Source organism: Devosia sp. Root635, from assembly GCF_001427605.1.
GTDB lineage: Bacteria > Pseudomonadota > Alphaproteobacteria > Rhizobiales > Devosiaceae > Devosia.
Window position 1 is genome coordinate 40,689 of the sequence record NZ_LMGZ01000007.1, and the last position, 15,066, is coordinate 55,754.

General features: G+C 63.6%; 16 protein-coding genes. 7 read left to right on the plus strand and 9 right to left on the minus strand.

The annotated features are described in order from the left end of the window. Positions 1-207 precede the first annotated feature (207 nt). The gene (locus ASD80_RS04920) at positions 208-2,607 is read left to right on the plus strand and encodes a putative bifunctional diguanylate cyclase/phosphodiesterase (protein ID WP_056229779.1); all 2,400 of its coding nucleotides are present in this window, start codon (positions 208-210) and stop codon (positions 2,605-2,607) included. 146 nt (positions 2,608-2,753) lie between these two features. Here ASD80_RS04920 and ASD80_RS04925 read toward each other — a convergent pair whose 3' ends face one another. The 5 genes from ASD80_RS04925 to ASD80_RS04945 all read right to left on the minus strand — a co-directional run bounded on the left by ASD80_RS04925 (position 2,754) and on the right by ASD80_RS04945 (position 7,258). Then, complete coding sequence (locus ASD80_RS04925) at positions 2,754-3,896, minus strand: succinylglutamate desuccinylase/aspartoacylase family protein (RefSeq protein WP_056229781.1); 1,143 nt, start codon at positions 3,894-3,896, stop codon at positions 2,754-2,756. Between the two features lie 11 nt (positions 3,897-3,907). Further along, entirely contained in the window at positions 3,908-4,642 is a 735-nt protein-coding gene (locus tag ASD80_RS04930) for an ABC transporter permease (RefSeq protein ID WP_056229784.1), read from the minus strand. Next, the gene (locus ASD80_RS04935) at positions 4,642-5,454 is read right to left on the minus strand and encodes an ABC transporter permease subunit (protein ID WP_056229787.1); all 813 of its coding nucleotides are present in this window, start codon (positions 5,452-5,454) and stop codon (positions 4,642-4,644) included. Before ASD80_RS04935 ends, ASD80_RS04930 begins: the two co-directional genes overlap by 1 nt. A gap of 187 nt (positions 5,455-5,641) precedes the next feature. Further along, a complete protein-coding gene (locus ASD80_RS04940; protein WP_056229789.1) occupies positions 5,642-6,394 on the minus strand; it encodes a transporter substrate-binding domain-containing protein in 753 nt (250 codons plus the stop codon). Between the two features lie 66 nt (positions 6,395-6,460). Then, a complete protein-coding gene (locus tag ASD80_RS04945; RefSeq protein ID WP_056229792.1) occupies positions 6,461-7,258 on the minus strand; it encodes an ABC transporter ATP-binding protein in 798 nt (265 codons plus the stop codon). A 209-nt stretch (positions 7,259-7,467) separates the two neighbouring features. On the opposite strand from ASD80_RS04945, the gene ASD80_RS04950 reads away from it, so the two are divergent. Further along, positions 7,468-8,268: a YdcF family protein gene (locus tag ASD80_RS04950; RefSeq protein ID WP_056229794.1), complete on the plus strand. Its 801-nt coding sequence runs from the start codon at positions 7,468-7,470 to the stop codon at positions 8,266-8,268. Here ASD80_RS04950 and ASD80_RS04955 read toward each other — a convergent pair. The 3 genes from ASD80_RS04955 to ASD80_RS04960 form a co-directional block, all read right to left on the minus strand. Next, positions 8,253-9,194: a sensor histidine kinase gene (locus ASD80_RS04955; protein WP_162247319.1), complete on the minus strand. Its 942-nt coding sequence runs from the start codon at positions 9,192-9,194 to the stop codon at positions 8,253-8,255. The two genes, ASD80_RS04950 and ASD80_RS04955, sit on opposite strands and share 16 nt — an antisense overlap. Before the next feature lie 125 nt (positions 9,195-9,319). Then, positions 9,320-9,484: a DUF1328 domain-containing protein gene (locus ASD80_RS18425; protein ID WP_082555065.1), complete on the minus strand. Its 165-nt coding sequence runs from the start codon at positions 9,482-9,484 to the stop codon at positions 9,320-9,322. Positions 9,485-9,598: 114 nt separating this feature from the next. After that, positions 9,599-10,393 (minus strand): response regulator, encoded by a 795-nt coding sequence (locus ASD80_RS04960; RefSeq protein ID WP_056229799.1) that lies wholly within the window; start codon positions 10,391-10,393, stop codon positions 9,599-9,601. A 160-nt stretch (positions 10,394-10,553) separates the two neighbouring features. Between ASD80_RS04960 and ASD80_RS04965 the strand changes: the two genes are divergently transcribed. Both ASD80_RS04965 and ASD80_RS04970 read left to right on the plus strand, forming a co-directional pair. Further along, the gene (locus ASD80_RS04965) at positions 10,554-10,772 is read left to right on the plus strand and encodes a NepR family anti-sigma factor (protein ID WP_056229935.1); all 219 of its coding nucleotides are present in this window, start codon (positions 10,554-10,556) and stop codon (positions 10,770-10,772) included. Positions 10,773-10,776: 4 nt separating this feature from the next. Beyond that, the gene (locus ASD80_RS04970; protein WP_056229802.1) at positions 10,777-11,331 is read left to right on the plus strand and encodes an RNA polymerase sigma factor; all 555 of its coding nucleotides are present in this window, start codon (positions 10,777-10,779) and stop codon (positions 11,329-11,331) included. On the opposite strand, the gene ASD80_RS04975 is transcribed toward ASD80_RS04970, so the two are convergent. Further along, positions 11,328-11,696 (minus strand): response regulator, encoded by a 369-nt coding sequence (locus tag ASD80_RS04975; protein WP_056229805.1) that lies wholly within the window; start codon positions 11,694-11,696, stop codon positions 11,328-11,330. The genes ASD80_RS04970 and ASD80_RS04975 overlap by 4 nt on opposite strands. Positions 11,697-11,826: 130 nt before the next feature. On the opposite strand from ASD80_RS04975, the gene ASD80_RS04980 reads away from it, so the two are divergent. From ASD80_RS04980 to ASD80_RS04990, 3 genes are all read left to right on the plus strand, one after another. Next, positions 11,827-12,582: a Crp/Fnr family transcriptional regulator gene (locus ASD80_RS04980; RefSeq protein WP_056229808.1), complete on the plus strand. Its 756-nt coding sequence runs from the start codon at positions 11,827-11,829 to the stop codon at positions 12,580-12,582. 95 nt (positions 12,583-12,677) lie between these two features. After that, positions 12,678-14,093 carry a sensor histidine kinase gene (locus ASD80_RS04985; protein WP_056229811.1) on the plus strand — a complete coding sequence of 472 codons (1,416 nt, stop codon included), beginning with the start codon at positions 12,678-12,680 and terminating at the stop codon, positions 14,091-14,093. Between the two features lie 14 nt (positions 14,094-14,107). Further along, the gene (locus tag ASD80_RS04990; protein WP_056229816.1) at positions 14,108-15,025 is read left to right on the plus strand and encodes a diacylglycerol/lipid kinase family protein; all 918 of its coding nucleotides are present in this window, start codon (positions 14,108-14,110) and stop codon (positions 15,023-15,025) included. Positions 15,026-15,066: the final 41 nt, after the last annotated feature.

A 15,066-nucleotide genomic window follows, 5' to 3' on the forward strand; every position in this document is an offset into this window, starting at 1 on the left:
GACGCTCTCTCCAAATTGGGACTTTTCGCCCTTAGAGGAGCAAAACTACTGATGGCGCTTAAAAAACGGCTTAAGCGCCTCGGTTTATTTTGTGTAACTGACGATCAGCGATATTTGCGCTTAGTAACCAGTAATTCGAAGCAATTTTGCTTGAGCGCGAAAGGCTCCACATACGCAAAATTAAGTGATGCCACCGCATGTTAGGGTATGAGTGTCGCACCGGGTTCGGGCCTGATTTCCCTGATCAATGGCTTTGTCGACCGCGCCATCGGCGCGGACGGGCTGTCGGCGCATGTCCGCGACAAGCTGCTGCGCCAGCAACTGGGCTCGGTGACACGCATGGCGCCCGCTATGCTGGTGGCCTCGATTGTGGTTTCGGCGGTGTTCCTGATCCTGACCTGGCAGACGACGCGCTTCTGGCCGATCCTGGCGGCCGTTTGCGTCATTGTCCTGATCGGTCTGCACGGCACTTACCTCGCTTTCGTGCATCCGCAGGAAAACACGAATGGTCCGCCCCGCCGGCCGGTCTTGCGGACCATTGTCTATTCGCTGCTGCTGGGGAGCCTGTGGGGTTTTGTCCTGAGCGTGCTGCCGTTGGATCAGGATCCCGCCATTCGCGGCGCGGCGACAATAGGTGCGGGCGGCCTGCTCTGCGTTTCGATGATGGCGTTGGTGAACTATCCGCAGGCACTGGCCGCCTTCTCCATTCCGCTCATCATCGGCGCGCTGGGGACTGTACTTGGGCTCGACGCCACGCCCGATGTCTGGGTGCATGGCACGCTGCTGATGGGTTTCACCTTCGTCATGGTGATCATCACGCTCAATCACGCCGCGGCCTTCGTGGCGCATCGGGCGTCGGAAACCCAGCTCAAGGAGAAGCGCGAGATCATCGGCCTCTTGCTGCGGGAATTCGAGCAGAGCACTTCGGACTGGATCTGGGGTTTTGACGCGGAAGGCGCGATCAACCGCATGTCCGGCGGTTTCACGGCCGCGACCGGCGTTTCCGAGGAGGCGTTGCTGGGGGCTGATTTCGTGCATTTCCTGCGCTGCATCACCCCACCCGGCGATCCGCTGATGGCGCATGCGGAACGGGACGTGCAGGGCCGGCAGACATTCCAGGATATCGAATTGCGGGTTACCGCCGATGGCAAGGAATGCTGGTGGAGCCTGACCGGCAAGCCGGCCTATGACGAATCCGGCAACTATCTGGGCTATATCGGCACCGGCTCGGACATTACCGAGCGCAAGATCTCCGAGCGGCGGATCACCACGCTGGCGCATCACGATCCGATGACGGGCCTGCTCAACCGCACCAAGTTCACCGAACAGCTCAGTTCCTGCGTGGCGCGGCTGGAACGCTACGGCACGCCATTCTCGGTGATGTTCCTCGATCTCGACCAGTTCAAGTCGGTCAATGACAGCCGCGGCCACATGGCCGGCGACAGGTTGCTGACGCAAGTGGCGCAGCGCATCCAGGCCATGGTGCGCGAGACCGATCTGGTGGCGCGTCTGGGTGGGGACGAATTCGCGGTCATCCTGCCCAATGACTGCAATGTGGACAGCGTTGGGGGCCTCGCAGCCCGCATGATCGAGGACATCCGGCGGGCCTATGTGATCGACGACGACCAGGTCAATATAGGGGTCAGCATCGGCATTGCCATGGCGCCGATGAATGGCACGCGGCCCGACCAGATCCTGCGCAATGCCGACCTGGCGCTCTATCGGGCCAAGGCGGACGGCCGCTCGGTCTATCGCTTCTTCGAAAGCCAGATGGATTCCGAAGCGCGCGAGCGGCGGCTGCTCGAGGTGGAACTGCGCGACGCGATCGGCAACGACGAGCTGGTGCTCTATTACCAGCCGCTGGTTTCGGCCGATGATGGCAAGCCGACGGGCTTCGAGGCGCTGGTGCGCTGGAACCATCCGATCCGTGGGCTGGTGCCGCCGGCCGAGTTCATTCCGATTGCCGAGCAGTCCAACCTCATCGTCGATATCGGCGACTGGACCATCATGCAGGCGTGCCTGGCGGCGGTGAACTGGCCGGAACACCTGACGGTCGCGGTGAACCTGTCGGCCAAACATTTCCGCCGCTCCGATATTTCCATGGTGGTGAAGCGTGCCCTGGCGGTGTCCGGCCTGGCCGCGCCTCGCCTCGAGATCGAGATCACCGAGGGCCTGTTGATGGAGAATCCGGAGGAGGTGGTGGAAAAGCTGGGCGAAATCCGCGCGCTGGGCGTCACCATCGCCATGGACGATTTCGGCACCGGCTATTCCAGCCTGAGCTACCTGCTCAAGTTCCCGTTCGACAAGATCAAGATCGACCGTTCCTTCGTCGATGCGTCGAGCGATGATGAGGTGGCGCGCGATATCCTCAAGGCAATTGCCTCGCTGGGCAAGACATTGAAGCTCAAGATCACCGCCGAGGGGGTGGAGACCCGTGAGCAGGCCGAATTCCTCTCCGAGATCGCCTGCCATCAGCTACAGGGCTTCTATTTCGCCCGGCCGCTCGACCATATCGACCTGCCGCACTACCTGCTGACGCACGTTCTGCCGAAGGCTCCGGCGCTGAAGGCCGAGGCCGAGGCGAAGCTGACGGCTCTGGCGGGGTAGGGGTTGTGTGCCACGCCCTCGTGGTTCGAGGCGCTGAAGAAGCGCACCTCACCATGAGGGCTACTGAAGCACTGCACCAAGAGTAGTCCTCATGGTGAGGTGCGAGCCCTTCGCGAGCCTCGAACCACGAGGGCGTGGCACAGCGATCAATCCTCCAGCAGATATGCCCCGGCGCGGGTCGGCAGCACCTCGGCTCCGACGATCTTGGCGATGCCGGCGCCGCGCACCACGTATTTGCCGGTGACGCGCGACAGCACGAAGCCGTCGGTCCCGGCCAGGATCGGGCGGCGGGCGATGAAGGCTTCGGGGCCATCCATGGCGATGAGATCGGCAATCGGCTGGCCCTTGCGCACGCGGTCGCCGAGTTCGACGCGATAGGCCAGCAGGCCCGGTGCGTCGACGCGCAATACTTCAGTCGCTTCAAAGGGTGTCGGTGCGGGTGCCGATGCGGGCTCGCTGCCGGCGTCGGCGGCAATGAGGCCGCGGGTGGCAAGGAAGCCGAAGAGGCCGGCGGCGTCTTCGCGGCCGATGGCGTCAAAGCTATCGGCGCGGCCGCGATATTCGAGCGTCGCCGTTTCGGCGCCGATAGGGATGGGATGGTCGGGATGAGCCAGGCGCGCCTTGCGATAAAGCGTGGGCAGCACCTCGTCGAAAGAGCCGCCGCCGCTGTCCTCGGCGGTCAATGTGGCGGCAACGCCCATCCAGTCTGCCAGATCCTGCAGGCCCGGCATAAGTTCGGGCGAGGTGAAGATGTGCTTGAGGCTGTCGTCGTCGCAATGCAGGTCGAGTACGATATCGGACGCGGCGGCGGATTTGAGCACCAGCAGGCGAAGCTGCTGGATGGCAGAGTGGGGCCGCTGGCTGTCGATCCAGTCGGCGACGGCCGCGCGGATGATGGCGATGTTGGCGCCGGGGTCGTCGCCCAGCCTGCCCGCAATGGCGTCGGCGACCTGCGGATAGAGGTCGGGCCAGCGGCGGTTGTAGTTGACACCGGTTTCGATGTCGTAGCGGCCAATATGGTGGCGCAGCGAATAGTTGGCGAGGCCCAGCGGGTTGACCGACGGGAAGATGGTGAAACGCGCCTTGAGCTGGCCGGCGGCGTCGGCGTCGCGCAGCCGGGGCAGCAGATGATGCAGCGCCATGGTGCCGGGCTGCTCGTCGGCATGCAGGGCGGCCTGCAGATGCACCTTGATCGCGGCGTCCTCGGGACCGGCCGTATACCAATAGAGCTCAGTGGTGGCGCCGGGCGTGTCACCCGCCAACGCCGTGTGATGCAGTGCAAAAGTCATTTTCGTATCTCTCAGCGCAGCCATTTTGGTGCGAAGCGCAGGCCGGGCGCGGCCGGCATGTGGCGCATCAGCCGTCGATAGACCAGCCCGAACAGAAAGAAAACCACCAGCGACACGGCGAGGAAATACAGCGCCGCGACCGAGAAGTGCAGGAAGGCGTTGTAATCGCGCTCGAAAAGCTCCTTGGCGGTGATCATCAGATCCTTCTGCTGGCCGATGACCGGCAGGGCGAAATAGACGATGGCCGTGGCGTGGAACAGGAACACCACCTCGTTGGTATAGGCGGGCCAGGCGAGGCGGATGAGATTGGGCCAGATGACGTGGCGGAACTGCTGGACCCTCGACATGCCATAGGCACGCGCCGCCTCGACCTCGCCGCGCGGCACGGCGCGCAGGGCGCCATAGAAGATTTCGGCGGTATAGGCGGCGGTATTGAGCACCAGGACCAGCGGGCCGATGAACAGTGGATGCAGCACGAACCAGGAGAGGCCCATCGGCTTCCAGACGCCGACATTGAAGGACAGCGCCAGCGAATAGACCATGAAGAACTGGATGAAGAGCGGCGAGCCGCGGAAGGCGTAGATGTAGCCGCGGCTGAGCCGGGAAATCAGCGGGCTGGCCGATGCCTTGCCGAGCGCCAGGAAGATGGCGAAGACGAAGCCGATCGGGATGGATGCCGCGGCAAAATAGATGTTGAACACCACGGCCGGGGCGAAGAGGGCGAGCTCGTCGAGGAAACGCTCCATCAGTGACGCACCTCGCTGAGGATGCCGCGGCCGGCACGGCGCATGATGGCTTCGAAGACCTTTTCGGAAAGCAGCGTCACGAGGATATAGAAGACGAACAGCACCAGGTAATAGCGCCAGCGCCAGTCCTCATGCACAAGGCCGACGGCGGGCAGGAAATTGGGAGCGCCGAGCCGGTCGGCCCATAGCACGATGTCGGCGATCTGCAGCAGGCTCAGCAGCGAGGTCGCCTTGATAATCAGCATCCACACATTGGAAAGGCCGGGCAGGGCATAGACCCACATCTGGCGGATATGGACACGCCACAGCAACTGGCTGGCGCTCATGCCGTAGGCGCGGGCGGCCTCGAGCTGCCCCTTTGGCACCGAGCGCAGGGCGCCGTGGATGACGTTGGTGGCAAAGGCGCCATAGACCAGGCCGAGCGAGACCGAGGCGAGGATCAGGTATTCGGGCGTGCCGAGGAACCAGTTGGCCTCCTTGCAGGGCGGCCAGGCAGCGGATTGGGCGGCGAGCATGTCCGGCGTACAGACCTGGCTGGCGATGAACCACTCAACTGCCTGCTCGAAGGCCAGCGGGAAGAACAGGAAAAACAGCACGTCGGGCACGCCGCGCACGATGGAGGAATAGACCGTGCCGATGAGGCGCAGCGGCAGGAACCGCGAATTCTTGAGGGTGGCGCCGATCAACCCGAAGACGACGGCAAGCGTGCCGCCGAAGACGGCAGCGAAAATGGTGAACTGGAAGCTCGCATACCAGGTGAGATGCTTGCCGTTGGTGATGTAGCTCAGCCAGAAGGCGAGGTCTTCGCTCATGGGTTGGTCCAGCCGCCGGCTCCCCTTCTCCCCTCGTGGGAGAAGGTGCCCCGAAGGGGCGGATGAGGGGGCCGCGATGTTTCGGTAGTCGGCATATGCGGAGGCACCCCCTCACCCGTCTCGCGCTATGCGCGATCCACCCTCTCCCACCAGGGGAGAGGGGTGACCGAGCGTTTGGAGGCTTCGATTACTCAGCGAAATATGGCCCGCGGCCTTCGAACCACTGGGCGATCAGCTTGTCGACCGTGCCGTCCTTCTTGAGGGCGGTCAGGGCGTCGTCGAAGGTGGCCTTGAGTTCGGCTTCGTCCTTGCGGATGCCGGCGCCGACGCCGTTGCCGATCATCACGTCCTCGCCGACGAATTCCATTGCGCCGCCGGAGGCGGTGACAACCGGCTCAAGATAGGCGCCATCGGCCAGAATGGTGTCGAGGTTGCCCGCGGCGAGGTCGGCCATGGCCTGGTCGGCGGTGCCGAACGAGACCACCGTATTGGTCGCACCGAGGTTTTCCTCGGCATAGGCTGCCTGGATGGTGCCGCCCTGGACGCCGATGCGCTTGCCTTCGAGTGCCGCGGCGTCAATGCCGCTACCGGCGGCGGCGGCGAACTTGGAGGGGTCGGGCGGGAAGTAGTTCTGGGTGAAGTCGATGGTTTCGAGGCGCTCGTCGGTGATCGACATGCCGGCCATGATCACGTCGTAGTTGCCGGCGAGCAGGTTCGGGATGATCGAATCCCAATCGTTGATGATGAATTCGCAGGTGATGCCGGCCTGGGCGCAGATGGCGTTGCCCAGATCGATCTCGAAGCCGGCGGGGGCGCCGGTGTCGTCGAGGAAGTTCCAGGGCGCATAGGCGCCTTCGGTGGCGATGCGCACGGTTTCCTGCGCCTGGGCCGCGGAGCCGAGGGCCAGGATGGCCGTTGCCGCGAGGATGAGCTTCTTCATCTGTTTCTCCATTGGTTATTCTTGCTTCGTGCCCGTTTCCCGGGACTTGTCATCAACATCGCCGGCCTATTCATGGCTGGCGGCATTGAGGAATTGCTTGAGACGCGTCGATTTGGTGGCCTCGAATATCTGCTCGGGCGTGCCTTCTTCCTCGATCATGCCCTGATGGAGAAAGATGACGCGATCGCTGACCGAACGGGCGAAATCCATGTCGTGGGTGACGAGGATCATGGTCCGGCCTTCATCGGCCAGCACCTTGATGACGCGCAGCACCTCGACTTCGAGCTCGGGGTCGAGCGCCGAGGTGGGCTCGTCGAACAGCATGACGCGCGGGTTGATGCAGAGGGCGCGCGCGATGGCGGCACGCTGCTGTTGGCCACCCGAAAGCTGGGCGGGATAGGCATCGGCCTTTTCGCGAATGCCGACCTTGGCCAGCATGGCGAGGGCTTCTTCCTGCACTTCGCCGCGAGCGCGCTTCTGCACGACAAGCGGCGCCTCCATGACGTTTTCGAGAATGGTGAGATGGGCCCACAGGTTGAAGCTCTGGAATACCATGCCCAGTTCGGAGCGGATGCGGCGGATCTGATGCTCGTCGCCGATCTGCCGGCCCGCTCCGCTGCCGCGCAGCTTGATCTCCTCGCCATCGATGGCGACAGAGCCGCTGTCGGGCACTTCGAGCATGTTGATGCAGCGCAGCAGGGTCGATTTGCCGGAGCCCGAGGAGCCGATCAGCGAGACGACTTCACCCTCGCGGGCGGCGAATGAAATGCCCTTGAGCACTTCCAGCTTGCCGAACGATTTATGCAAGTCGTGGATAGCCACGACCGGCCACTTCTCCGCGGTAGCGGCAGCAGCTTGCGCCATATTCACCCTTGGCCCGCCGAAACGGGCGCCTTCCTGACCGGCGACTGCCTTATTATGAGGCTGGCAATCTTGACCGCCCTCAAGAAAAGCATAAGCGGAGAACATAGCAAGGGAAATGATGTGTCGGCGGCAGTGGCCTGGGGATGACGGGCTCGTACAGGCAGCTCGCCTCGCCTATGGTGCGCGCACGAATCCTCGGGGCGGGCCGCATGTTCTACCAGATATCCAAGCTGTTCTGGCTGCTGGTCCAGCCGATCGGCCTCACCATTCTGCTGGGGCTTGCCGGGCTGGTGCTGCTGGCCGCGGGGCGGCGCCGCTGGGGTGGCGTCTTGGTGGCCCTGGCTATGTTGCTGCTGGGTATGGCGAGCTTCACCAATATCGGCGCGGTGCTGATGGCGCCGCTTGAAGCGCGGTTCGTGCGGCCGGCCGAACTGCCCGCACAGGTGGATGTCATCGTGGTGCTGGGCGGCGCGACCTCGTCGCGGATCAGCAGCGGCCGTGGCGTGACCGAAATGAACGAAGCCGGCGACCGGCTGGTGGAGGCCCTGTGGCTGGCCCGGCATTACCCTGATGCCCGGATCGTGCTCACCGGTGGCATTGCCGGCCTCATGCCCGGCGCGGAGGCGGAAGCGGTGACCATGCAGCGTCTGCTGCTGGCCTTCGGTATCGCGCCGGAACGGCTGGTGCTGGAGACGGAAGCGCGCAATACCGACGAAAATGCCGGTTACACCAAGGCCCTGCTTGGGTCCGAGCCGGGCGTGGTCCTGCTGGTGACTTCGGCGTTTCACATGCCGCGATCGATGGGGCTGTTCCGCAAGGTGGGGATCGCGGCCACGCCCTGGCCGACGGACTATCGCACCACGGGCAGCGAAGGGTTCGGCCTCGACATCGCCGACCTTGTGGCCAACCTCTCCACCACCAGTGTCGCGATGAAGGAGTGGGTCGGGCTTGCAGTCTATCACTGGACCGGCCGGATCGATGATCTGCTGCCGGCTCAGGCTTCGAACTGATCCGCCGGCACGACGAGCCGATAGCGCACGCTGCCGGGTTCGATATTGAAGTCGGCGCTCCCCCCGACTGACAGGGGGACGATGCGTTCGAGGACCAGCGTGCCGAAATGGGGTTCGTGGCTGATGCGCTCGGCGTCGATGCCGGTCTCCTCCCACTCGATGACCAGGTCCGCCGGCTGGCCGGGTTGGTCAACGATCCGCGCATCGATCCAGATATGCCCCGGATCGCCATCGGCCAGGGCGCCATGCAAGGTGGCATTGGCACCCAGCTCGTGAATGGCGAGACCGATGTGGAGCGAGGCATTGGGGCCGAGCAGCGGATTTTCGCCGGTGACCCGCACATTGGCGAGCACGGACGGCCCTACCCGGATGAGTTGCGAGGCGATCAGCGATTGGAGGTAGGTGCCGCGCCAGTTGCTTTCGGTTACCAGATCCTGGGTGCTGGACAAGGCATGCAGCCGCCCGCGGAAACGGTCGAGGAAATCCTTGATATTGCCGCTGTGGTGAGCGGTCTGCATGGCCACCGACTGCACGATGGCCAGCAGGTTCTTGGACCGGTGACTGACCTCTCGCAGCAGTGACGCAACGGCGATATCACGGGCCCGCGCTTCGGTCGTATCGGTGACGATGGTGGTAACGCCGGTTTCGTCGGGCAGCATATGGGCTTCGAAATGCCGCCGCCGCAACCCGTCACCCAGCTCGAAGGCGATGGTCTGTTCCTGGCCCTGGCGGCAGCGCTCGACTGCGTCGGCAAAGGCGGCCGCGATTTCGGCGGGCAGCACATCGGCCTCGACCCGGCCGAGCATGACCCGCTGCGGCCAGTGTGCCGGTGGGTTTTCCGCCAGGTCGAACCGGTGATCGGCGCCCTGATGCAGCACGAAGATTCCGCCTTCGCGCAAGCCGGCAGACAAGACATCCAGCCTCATCTGCATCTTTTGGTCGGACGGTGAGGCGGACATGGCGGGAAGACTCATAAAGGCGACCGGAACAAAAACGGCCTCGCCCGGAGGCGAAGCCGCGTCACGAACCTGGCCGGACTGCAGGGCTTCGCTCACGCACGGCGGAAGAAGCCGATAACCAGCGATATGACCAGAAAGGCCAGGAACAGGAAGAACAGGATCTGCGCGATCCCGGCGGAGGCACCGGCAATGCCGCCGAAGCCGAGAACGCCGGCGATCAATGCGATCACGAGGAAGACGAGTGCGTAGTAGAGCATGTCACTCTCCTGGACGAAGTTATTGCAACAACAACGTTTCTCGGGTTGGCAGGTTCCTGATGGACAACAAAAAAGGCCGGGAGGCCCGGCCTTCCATGTTGCTGGGAATCGCCGTCAGGCGGCGGCGCGCGAGCCTTCGTCGAAGAACAGCGCCTGGCTGATCAGTGCCTTCACCATGTCCGGATTGAACGGCTTGGTAACGAGGAAGGTCGGCTCAGGACGCTCGCCCGTGAGCAGGCGCTCCGGGAAGGCGGTGATGAAAATCACCGGCACCGAATGATGGTTGAGAATGTCGTTGACCGCATCGATGCCCGAGCTGCCGTCGGCAAGCTGGATATCGGCCAGGATCATGCGCGGCTGGGTCTGGGCGAAGAGATTGACCGCTTCCTTGTGGGTGCGGGCGACGCTGACCACCTTGTGGCCCAGGCTCTCGACCAGTTGCTCAATATCCATGGCGATCAGCGGCTCGTCCTCGATGATCATGATCTCCGTCGCCACCTGGCGGGAAATCTCGATCGAGGCTTCTTCGAGCAGCGAGCCGAATTCGGTGTCGGAGACGCCCAGGATTTCGGCAGCCTGCGCATGGGTAAAGCCCTCGACTGCCACCAGCAGGAACGCCTGGCGGGGCCGGGGGGCGAGATTGGCCAGATTGGTCGCTGCGCGCTTTTCCCAGGCATAGCCGGATGTGGGCAGCGGCACCTTGACGGCCGACGAGGAAAACAGGGCGGAAAACAGCTTGTAGAGCGCGATACGGTCGTTGCTCGCTTCGGGGAACAGCGAAATATCGGCGATGAGAGCTTCCAGAGTGGCGGCGACATAGGCATCGCCAGATGTCTGCGACCCGGTAACTGCGCGCGAGAACCGCCGCAGATACGGCAGATGCGGAGCAATCCGCGTGGACAAAGTCATTAAGTGAACTCCCAGTGACGCTTTGGCTCGTGATGCACGAAACCGGAAAACGGCGCTTCGTGAAGAAAGTTCCAAAGGGTGAGGAACTTTTTTTGATGGCACGCATTATGATCGCCAAATACGATGAAACTCAACGATCTGACGGTTTAGACACGGTATGATGAAGGAACAACTGGTGACCCAGCAACGCATGCGGACGCAGGCGGGGCGGGCAGACGATGGGCTGGGTCCGAATACGGACATCGGTGCACGTTTGCGCGCCCTATACGGGGCTGTGCAGGATGAAGGTGTCCCCGAGCAATTGCTCGACCTACTGGAAAAGCTCGACGGCGCAGAGCAGGCGCAGAAAGCGAAGAATGCTGCTCGTGACGGAGAGTGACGGCATGACCGGGGAACCGACGACGTTCAAGCGCGAAATGCTGGCAACCCTGCCGAGCCTGCGGGCCTTTGCCGTCTCGCTGACCGGCAAGCACGACAAGGCCGACGACCTGGTGCAGGACACCGTCATGAAGGCCTGGGCCAAGCAGTCCAGCTTCGAGATGGGCACCAATATCAAGGCCTGGCTCTTCACCATCCTGCGCAATGAATTCTACAGCCAGATGCGCAAGCGCGGCCGCGAGGTGCAGGACAGCGATGGCGCCTTCACCGAGCGCCTGTCCGTGCATCCGGCACAGTATGGCTCGATGGACATGCAGGACTTCAAGAAGGCCTTGGCGCAACTGCCCGACGACCAGCGTGAAGCTGTGATCCTGATCGGCGCCTCGGGCTTCTCCTACGAGGAAGCGGCGGAGATTTGCGATTGCGCCGTCGGCACCATGAAAAGCCGGGTGAGCCGTGCCCGCACGCGATTGCAGGATATTCTCAAGATCAGCGGCGAAGCCGATTATGGTCCCGATGCGGTTTCCGCCCAGGTGACCACGACCAACCATTCGTTCTAGGAACGGGCTGCGAGCGCCGCACTGATGGCGCTCGCAAGGGCCTCTTCGGGTACCGGCTTGACCAGCAGCGGAGCCGTTGGCAAGTGGGCCAGGCCGTGCCGGACGGTAATGTCGGCGGTGGTCAGCACGACAGGGATACCGGCGGCGCCCAGCTTCTCGGCCAGCAGGATGCGCTCGGCATCATGGGCCAGCACTTCCACCACGGCGACACCGATTTCGGGCCAGAACTCACGCAGTTCCTCGGCCTCGGCAGTCGTGCGGGCGAACAGGGTCTTGCCGGCACCCAGGGGTTCGAGAATGCGCTGGATGTCGAGCGCGATAAGAAATTCATCTTCGATGATGAGGACAGTCTGACCTGCAAGCATGGTATTTCCGCAACTTTTCGGTACTCATGCGGCCCGATCAGCTCAGCTGTCATTTAAGTTTGACATGTCGAGGAACGGCCAGGGCCCGGTTGCGTTGGGCTGATGACTTCATCAGCGTCAATGGTGCCTTTTGAATCTCGTCCTTCCCAGCTCCGGACGCAGGGTTCCCTGCGAACAATGTCCCTTGAGGGCAATGCCCGGCTTTCGCGAGTTCGAGGCCCAGGAATTGCGCTTCGTTTCTTCGTTCAAGACCGGCGAACTGGTCGCGGAGACGGGGACGACCCTGCTGTCGGAAGGCAGCCACAGCGCCCATCTCTACACGCTCCTGTCTGGATGGGCCTTCCGCTACAAGACGCTGCCGGACGGGCGCCGACAAATCCTCAACTACATGCTGCCCGGTGATCTGGTCGGCTTGCAAGGCTCGGTGATCGGGGAAATGCAGCACTCGGTGGAAGCCTTGTCGCCGCTGGTGCTATGCGTGTTCCAGCGCGACCGGCTGAATGAACTGTTCCGCAACCACCCTGGCCTGGGCTTCGACATCACCTGGCTCGCCGCGCAGGAAGAGCGGATGCTGGATGACCACCTGCTCAGCCTGGGGCGGCGCACGGCCGTCGAGCGGGCGGCCTATCTGATCGCCTTTCTCTATCATCGCGCCGCCTCGGTGGGCCCGACCTCGCCGCGCAGCCTCTATCTGCCGATCACTCAGATGCACGTGGCCGATACGCTGGGGCTGTCCATCGTTCACACCAACAAGACGCTGCGCAAACTCGCCGACAAGTCGCTGATCCGCTGGCTCGACCGTTCCTGCGAGGTGCTGGACGTCACCGGATTGATGGAACTGGCGGACTGGAGCGGGCCGGCAGAACGGCGACGGCCATTGATATGAGCGGGCCGCCAGCCTCAAATCCGCCACCACGTTCGGCCAAGGGGAAAGCGGCAGGAAATAAGCCGCTTGCGGCCGGCATCGGGCAGATGAGCATAATGAGCATCGCGAGCAGATTGGCCAGCCGGGAATGGGGAACGGAGGCGCAAAGGCGTCTGGCCCGGCGCCTGGCCGTGCTGGCTTCACTGGCGCTGGTGGTGCTTGCGGCCATCGCGGCGCTGGTGCTGGTGCAGGGCATCGACCGGCAGATCGGCGATGTGGTTCATACCTATGACGTGCGCAACCAGGCGCGCGAGTTGACCATATCGCTGAGCGAAGCCGAAAGCAGCCAGCGCGGCTATCTGCTGACGCGCGACGAGGGCTATTTCGAGCCCTATCGACGGGCGGCCGCATCGATCGATACGCGACTGAAATCGTTGACGGCGCTGACGAAAGACGATCCCCGCCAGGCCGAGCGCGTACGCAGCATAGCCAGTGAGACCGTGGTCAAGACTGCGGAAATGGCGCGCACGATCCAATTGGTCGAGGCCGATCGCGGCGCGGAAGCGCGCACGCTGATCCAGACCGGGATGGGCGAGCGCCTGATGGATAGCCTGCGCAGTACGCTCGAGCAGTTTATCGGCGAGGAAAACGCCAAGCTGCTCGACCGCAACCGGCAGATCGACCAGTCGCGCCGCTGGCTGGTCGGCGCCATCATCGCAGCCTTGGCCGGTGCGGTGGTGCTTGCCTATATGCTGCTGTCGCGCACGCAGCGCCAGGTCAGCGCGCTGGCGCGCAGCAAGGATCAGTTGCGTAGCGAAAACGAAGTTCTCGAGGCCCATGTGGCCGATCGCACGCGCGCCCTGGAAGAGGCGCGCGAACATGCCGAGCGGGAACGTCAGCGTGTCGAAGCCCTGCTGCAGGACGCCAATCACCGCATCGGCAATTCGCTGGCCACGGTGTCATCACTGCTGGGATTGCAACTGCTGCGCAGCAAGTCCGAGGAGGTGCGCGCGGCACTGGAAGCGGCACGGTCGCGGGTGCATTCCGTCGCCTCGGCCCATCGCCGGCTGCGCCTGGGGGGTGATCTCGAAACGGCCAGTGCCGACGAATTCCTGGATGCCGTGCTGGAAGACATAGCGGCGACGGCGAGCGAGGCCAAGAATATCAAGCTGGTGGGTGAGTTCGATCCCATCGTGGTCAGCGCCCGCGATGCGACGACCGTGGGCATCCTGGTCGGGGAACTGGTGACCAATGCCGTCAAGCATGCTTTCCCTGCCGGCCGCGCCGGCACCATCACCGTTATCCTCAAGCGCGATACGACCGGCGTTCCCCTGCTCAATGTCGTCGATGACGGCGTCGGTATTGCCGGTGACCAACTGCCCGGCGAGGGCGGACTCGGCTCGGTCATCGTGCGACAACTGGCCAACCAATTCGGCGGGGAGCCGCAATATGAACGGCGGACAGGCGGCGGCCTGAGCGTCACCCTGCCACTGCCGGGCATCGATGGCGCGGCGCCGCCGGATACGCGCTGATCAGGAGATCGACATTGCATATCATTGCCGTTCTCAACCGCGATGGCGGGACGTTGCGGACGATGGATCTGGCGGCGTTCTCTGCCGGTGCCGTCGAGACTTTCGCCCGGCACGGGCACGAACTCGAATGCCGGGTGGTGGCCGGGGGTGATGTCGAAGCCGCCTTGCGCAAGGCCGCCACCAGCAAGGGCGTCGACGCGGTAATGGCGGGGGGCGGCGACGGCACCATCTCCGCGGCGGCCGGCATAGCCTATGAAACCGGAACGCCGCTGGCCGTGCTGCCGGCGGGAACGATGAACCTGTTCGCCCGCGCGCTCAAGGTGCCGCTGGTGCTGGACGAGGCGCTCGAAGCCATAGCTGCCGGCCAGGTCGGTGCCGTCGATATCGCCACCGCCAATGGCCGGCCGTTCGTGCATCAGTTCGGCGTCGGCATCCATGCCCGGCTGGTCCGTATCCGCGAAGGCATGACCTATGGCAGCCGCACCGGCAAGATGCTGGCGAGCCTGCGGGCCATTGCGGCGGCGGCCGTCAATCCGCCCCAATTCGAGGCGGAGTTCCATACCCGCAAGGGCGTCGACAAGCGCAGGGTCTCCGGCATTGCCGTGTCCAACAATCCGCTGGGCGAGGGGCAGATTCATGCCGTCCGGCTCGATGGCGGCGTGCTGGGCGTCTATGTCGCCGCGGCAGTTTCGACCTCGGAACTGCTCAAGCTGTCCGCAGACGTGTTCCTGGGCACCTGGCGGGCCAGTCCAATGGTCTCGGAAAAGGAAGCTGCGGAGGTGACGTTGCATTTTCCCAAACGCAAACGTGGCGCCCATGCGGTCATCGATGGCGAATTGATCAAGCTCGATCGCTCGGTGACGCTCAAGGTTCATCCGACCGCGCTCAAGGTGATTTTGCCAGGAGGCATGATACAGGCGCAAACCGAATAAAATGTTCGGAACCATTGCCCGCTTGCGGCGTTACGGGAAAT

Bases quoted from the DNA above. Each gene is read 5' to 3' on its own strand.
- ASD80_RS04925 (WP_056229781.1), bottom strand. From the start codon at position 3,896: ATGACTTTTGCACTGCATCACACGGCGTTGGCGGGTGACACGCCCGGC.
- ASD80_RS04920 (WP_056229779.1), top strand. From the start codon at position 208: ATGAGTGTCGCACCGGGTTCGGGCCTGATTTCCCTGATCAATGGCTTT.
- ASD80_RS18425 (WP_082555065.1), bottom strand. From the start codon at position 9,484: ATGCTCTACTACGCACTCGTCTTCCTCGTGATCGCATTGATCGCCGGC.
- ASD80_RS04930 (WP_056229784.1), bottom strand. From the start codon at position 4,642: ATGGAGCGTTTCCTCGACGAGCTCGCCCTCTTCGCCCCGGCCGTGGTG.
- ASD80_RS04955 (WP_162247319.1), bottom strand. From the start codon at position 9,194: ATGAGGCTGGATGTCTTGTCTGCCGGCTTGCGCGAAGGCGGAATCTTC.
- ASD80_RS04940 (WP_056229789.1), bottom strand. From the start codon at position 6,394: ATGAAGAAGCTCATCCTCGCGGCAACGGCCATCCTGGCCCTCGGCTCC.
- ASD80_RS04970 (WP_056229802.1), top strand. From the start codon at position 10,777: ATGACCGGGGAACCGACGACGTTCAAGCGCGAAATGCTGGCAACCCTG.
- ASD80_RS04950 (WP_056229794.1), top strand. From the start codon at position 7,468: ATGTTCTACCAGATATCCAAGCTGTTCTGGCTGCTGGTCCAGCCGATC.
- ASD80_RS04935 (WP_056229787.1), bottom strand. From the start codon at position 5,454: ATGAGCGAAGACCTCGCCTTCTGGCTGAGCTACATCACCAACGGCAAG.
- ASD80_RS04965 (WP_056229935.1), top strand. From the start codon at position 10,554: ATGAAGGAACAACTGGTGACCCAGCAACGCATGCGGACGCAGGCGGGG.
- ASD80_RS04975 (WP_056229805.1), bottom strand. From the start codon at position 11,696: ATGCTTGCAGGTCAGACTGTCCTCATCATCGAAGATGAATTTCTTATC.
- ASD80_RS04960 (WP_056229799.1), bottom strand. From the start codon at position 10,393: ATGACTTTGTCCACGCGGATTGCTCCGCATCTGCCGTATCTGCGGCGG.
- ASD80_RS04945 (WP_056229792.1), bottom strand. From the start codon at position 7,258: ATGGCGCAAGCTGCTGCCGCTACCGCGGAGAAGTGGCCGGTCGTGGCT.
- ASD80_RS04985 (WP_056229811.1), top strand. From the start codon at position 12,678: ATGAGCATCGCGAGCAGATTGGCCAGCCGGGAATGGGGAACGGAGGCG.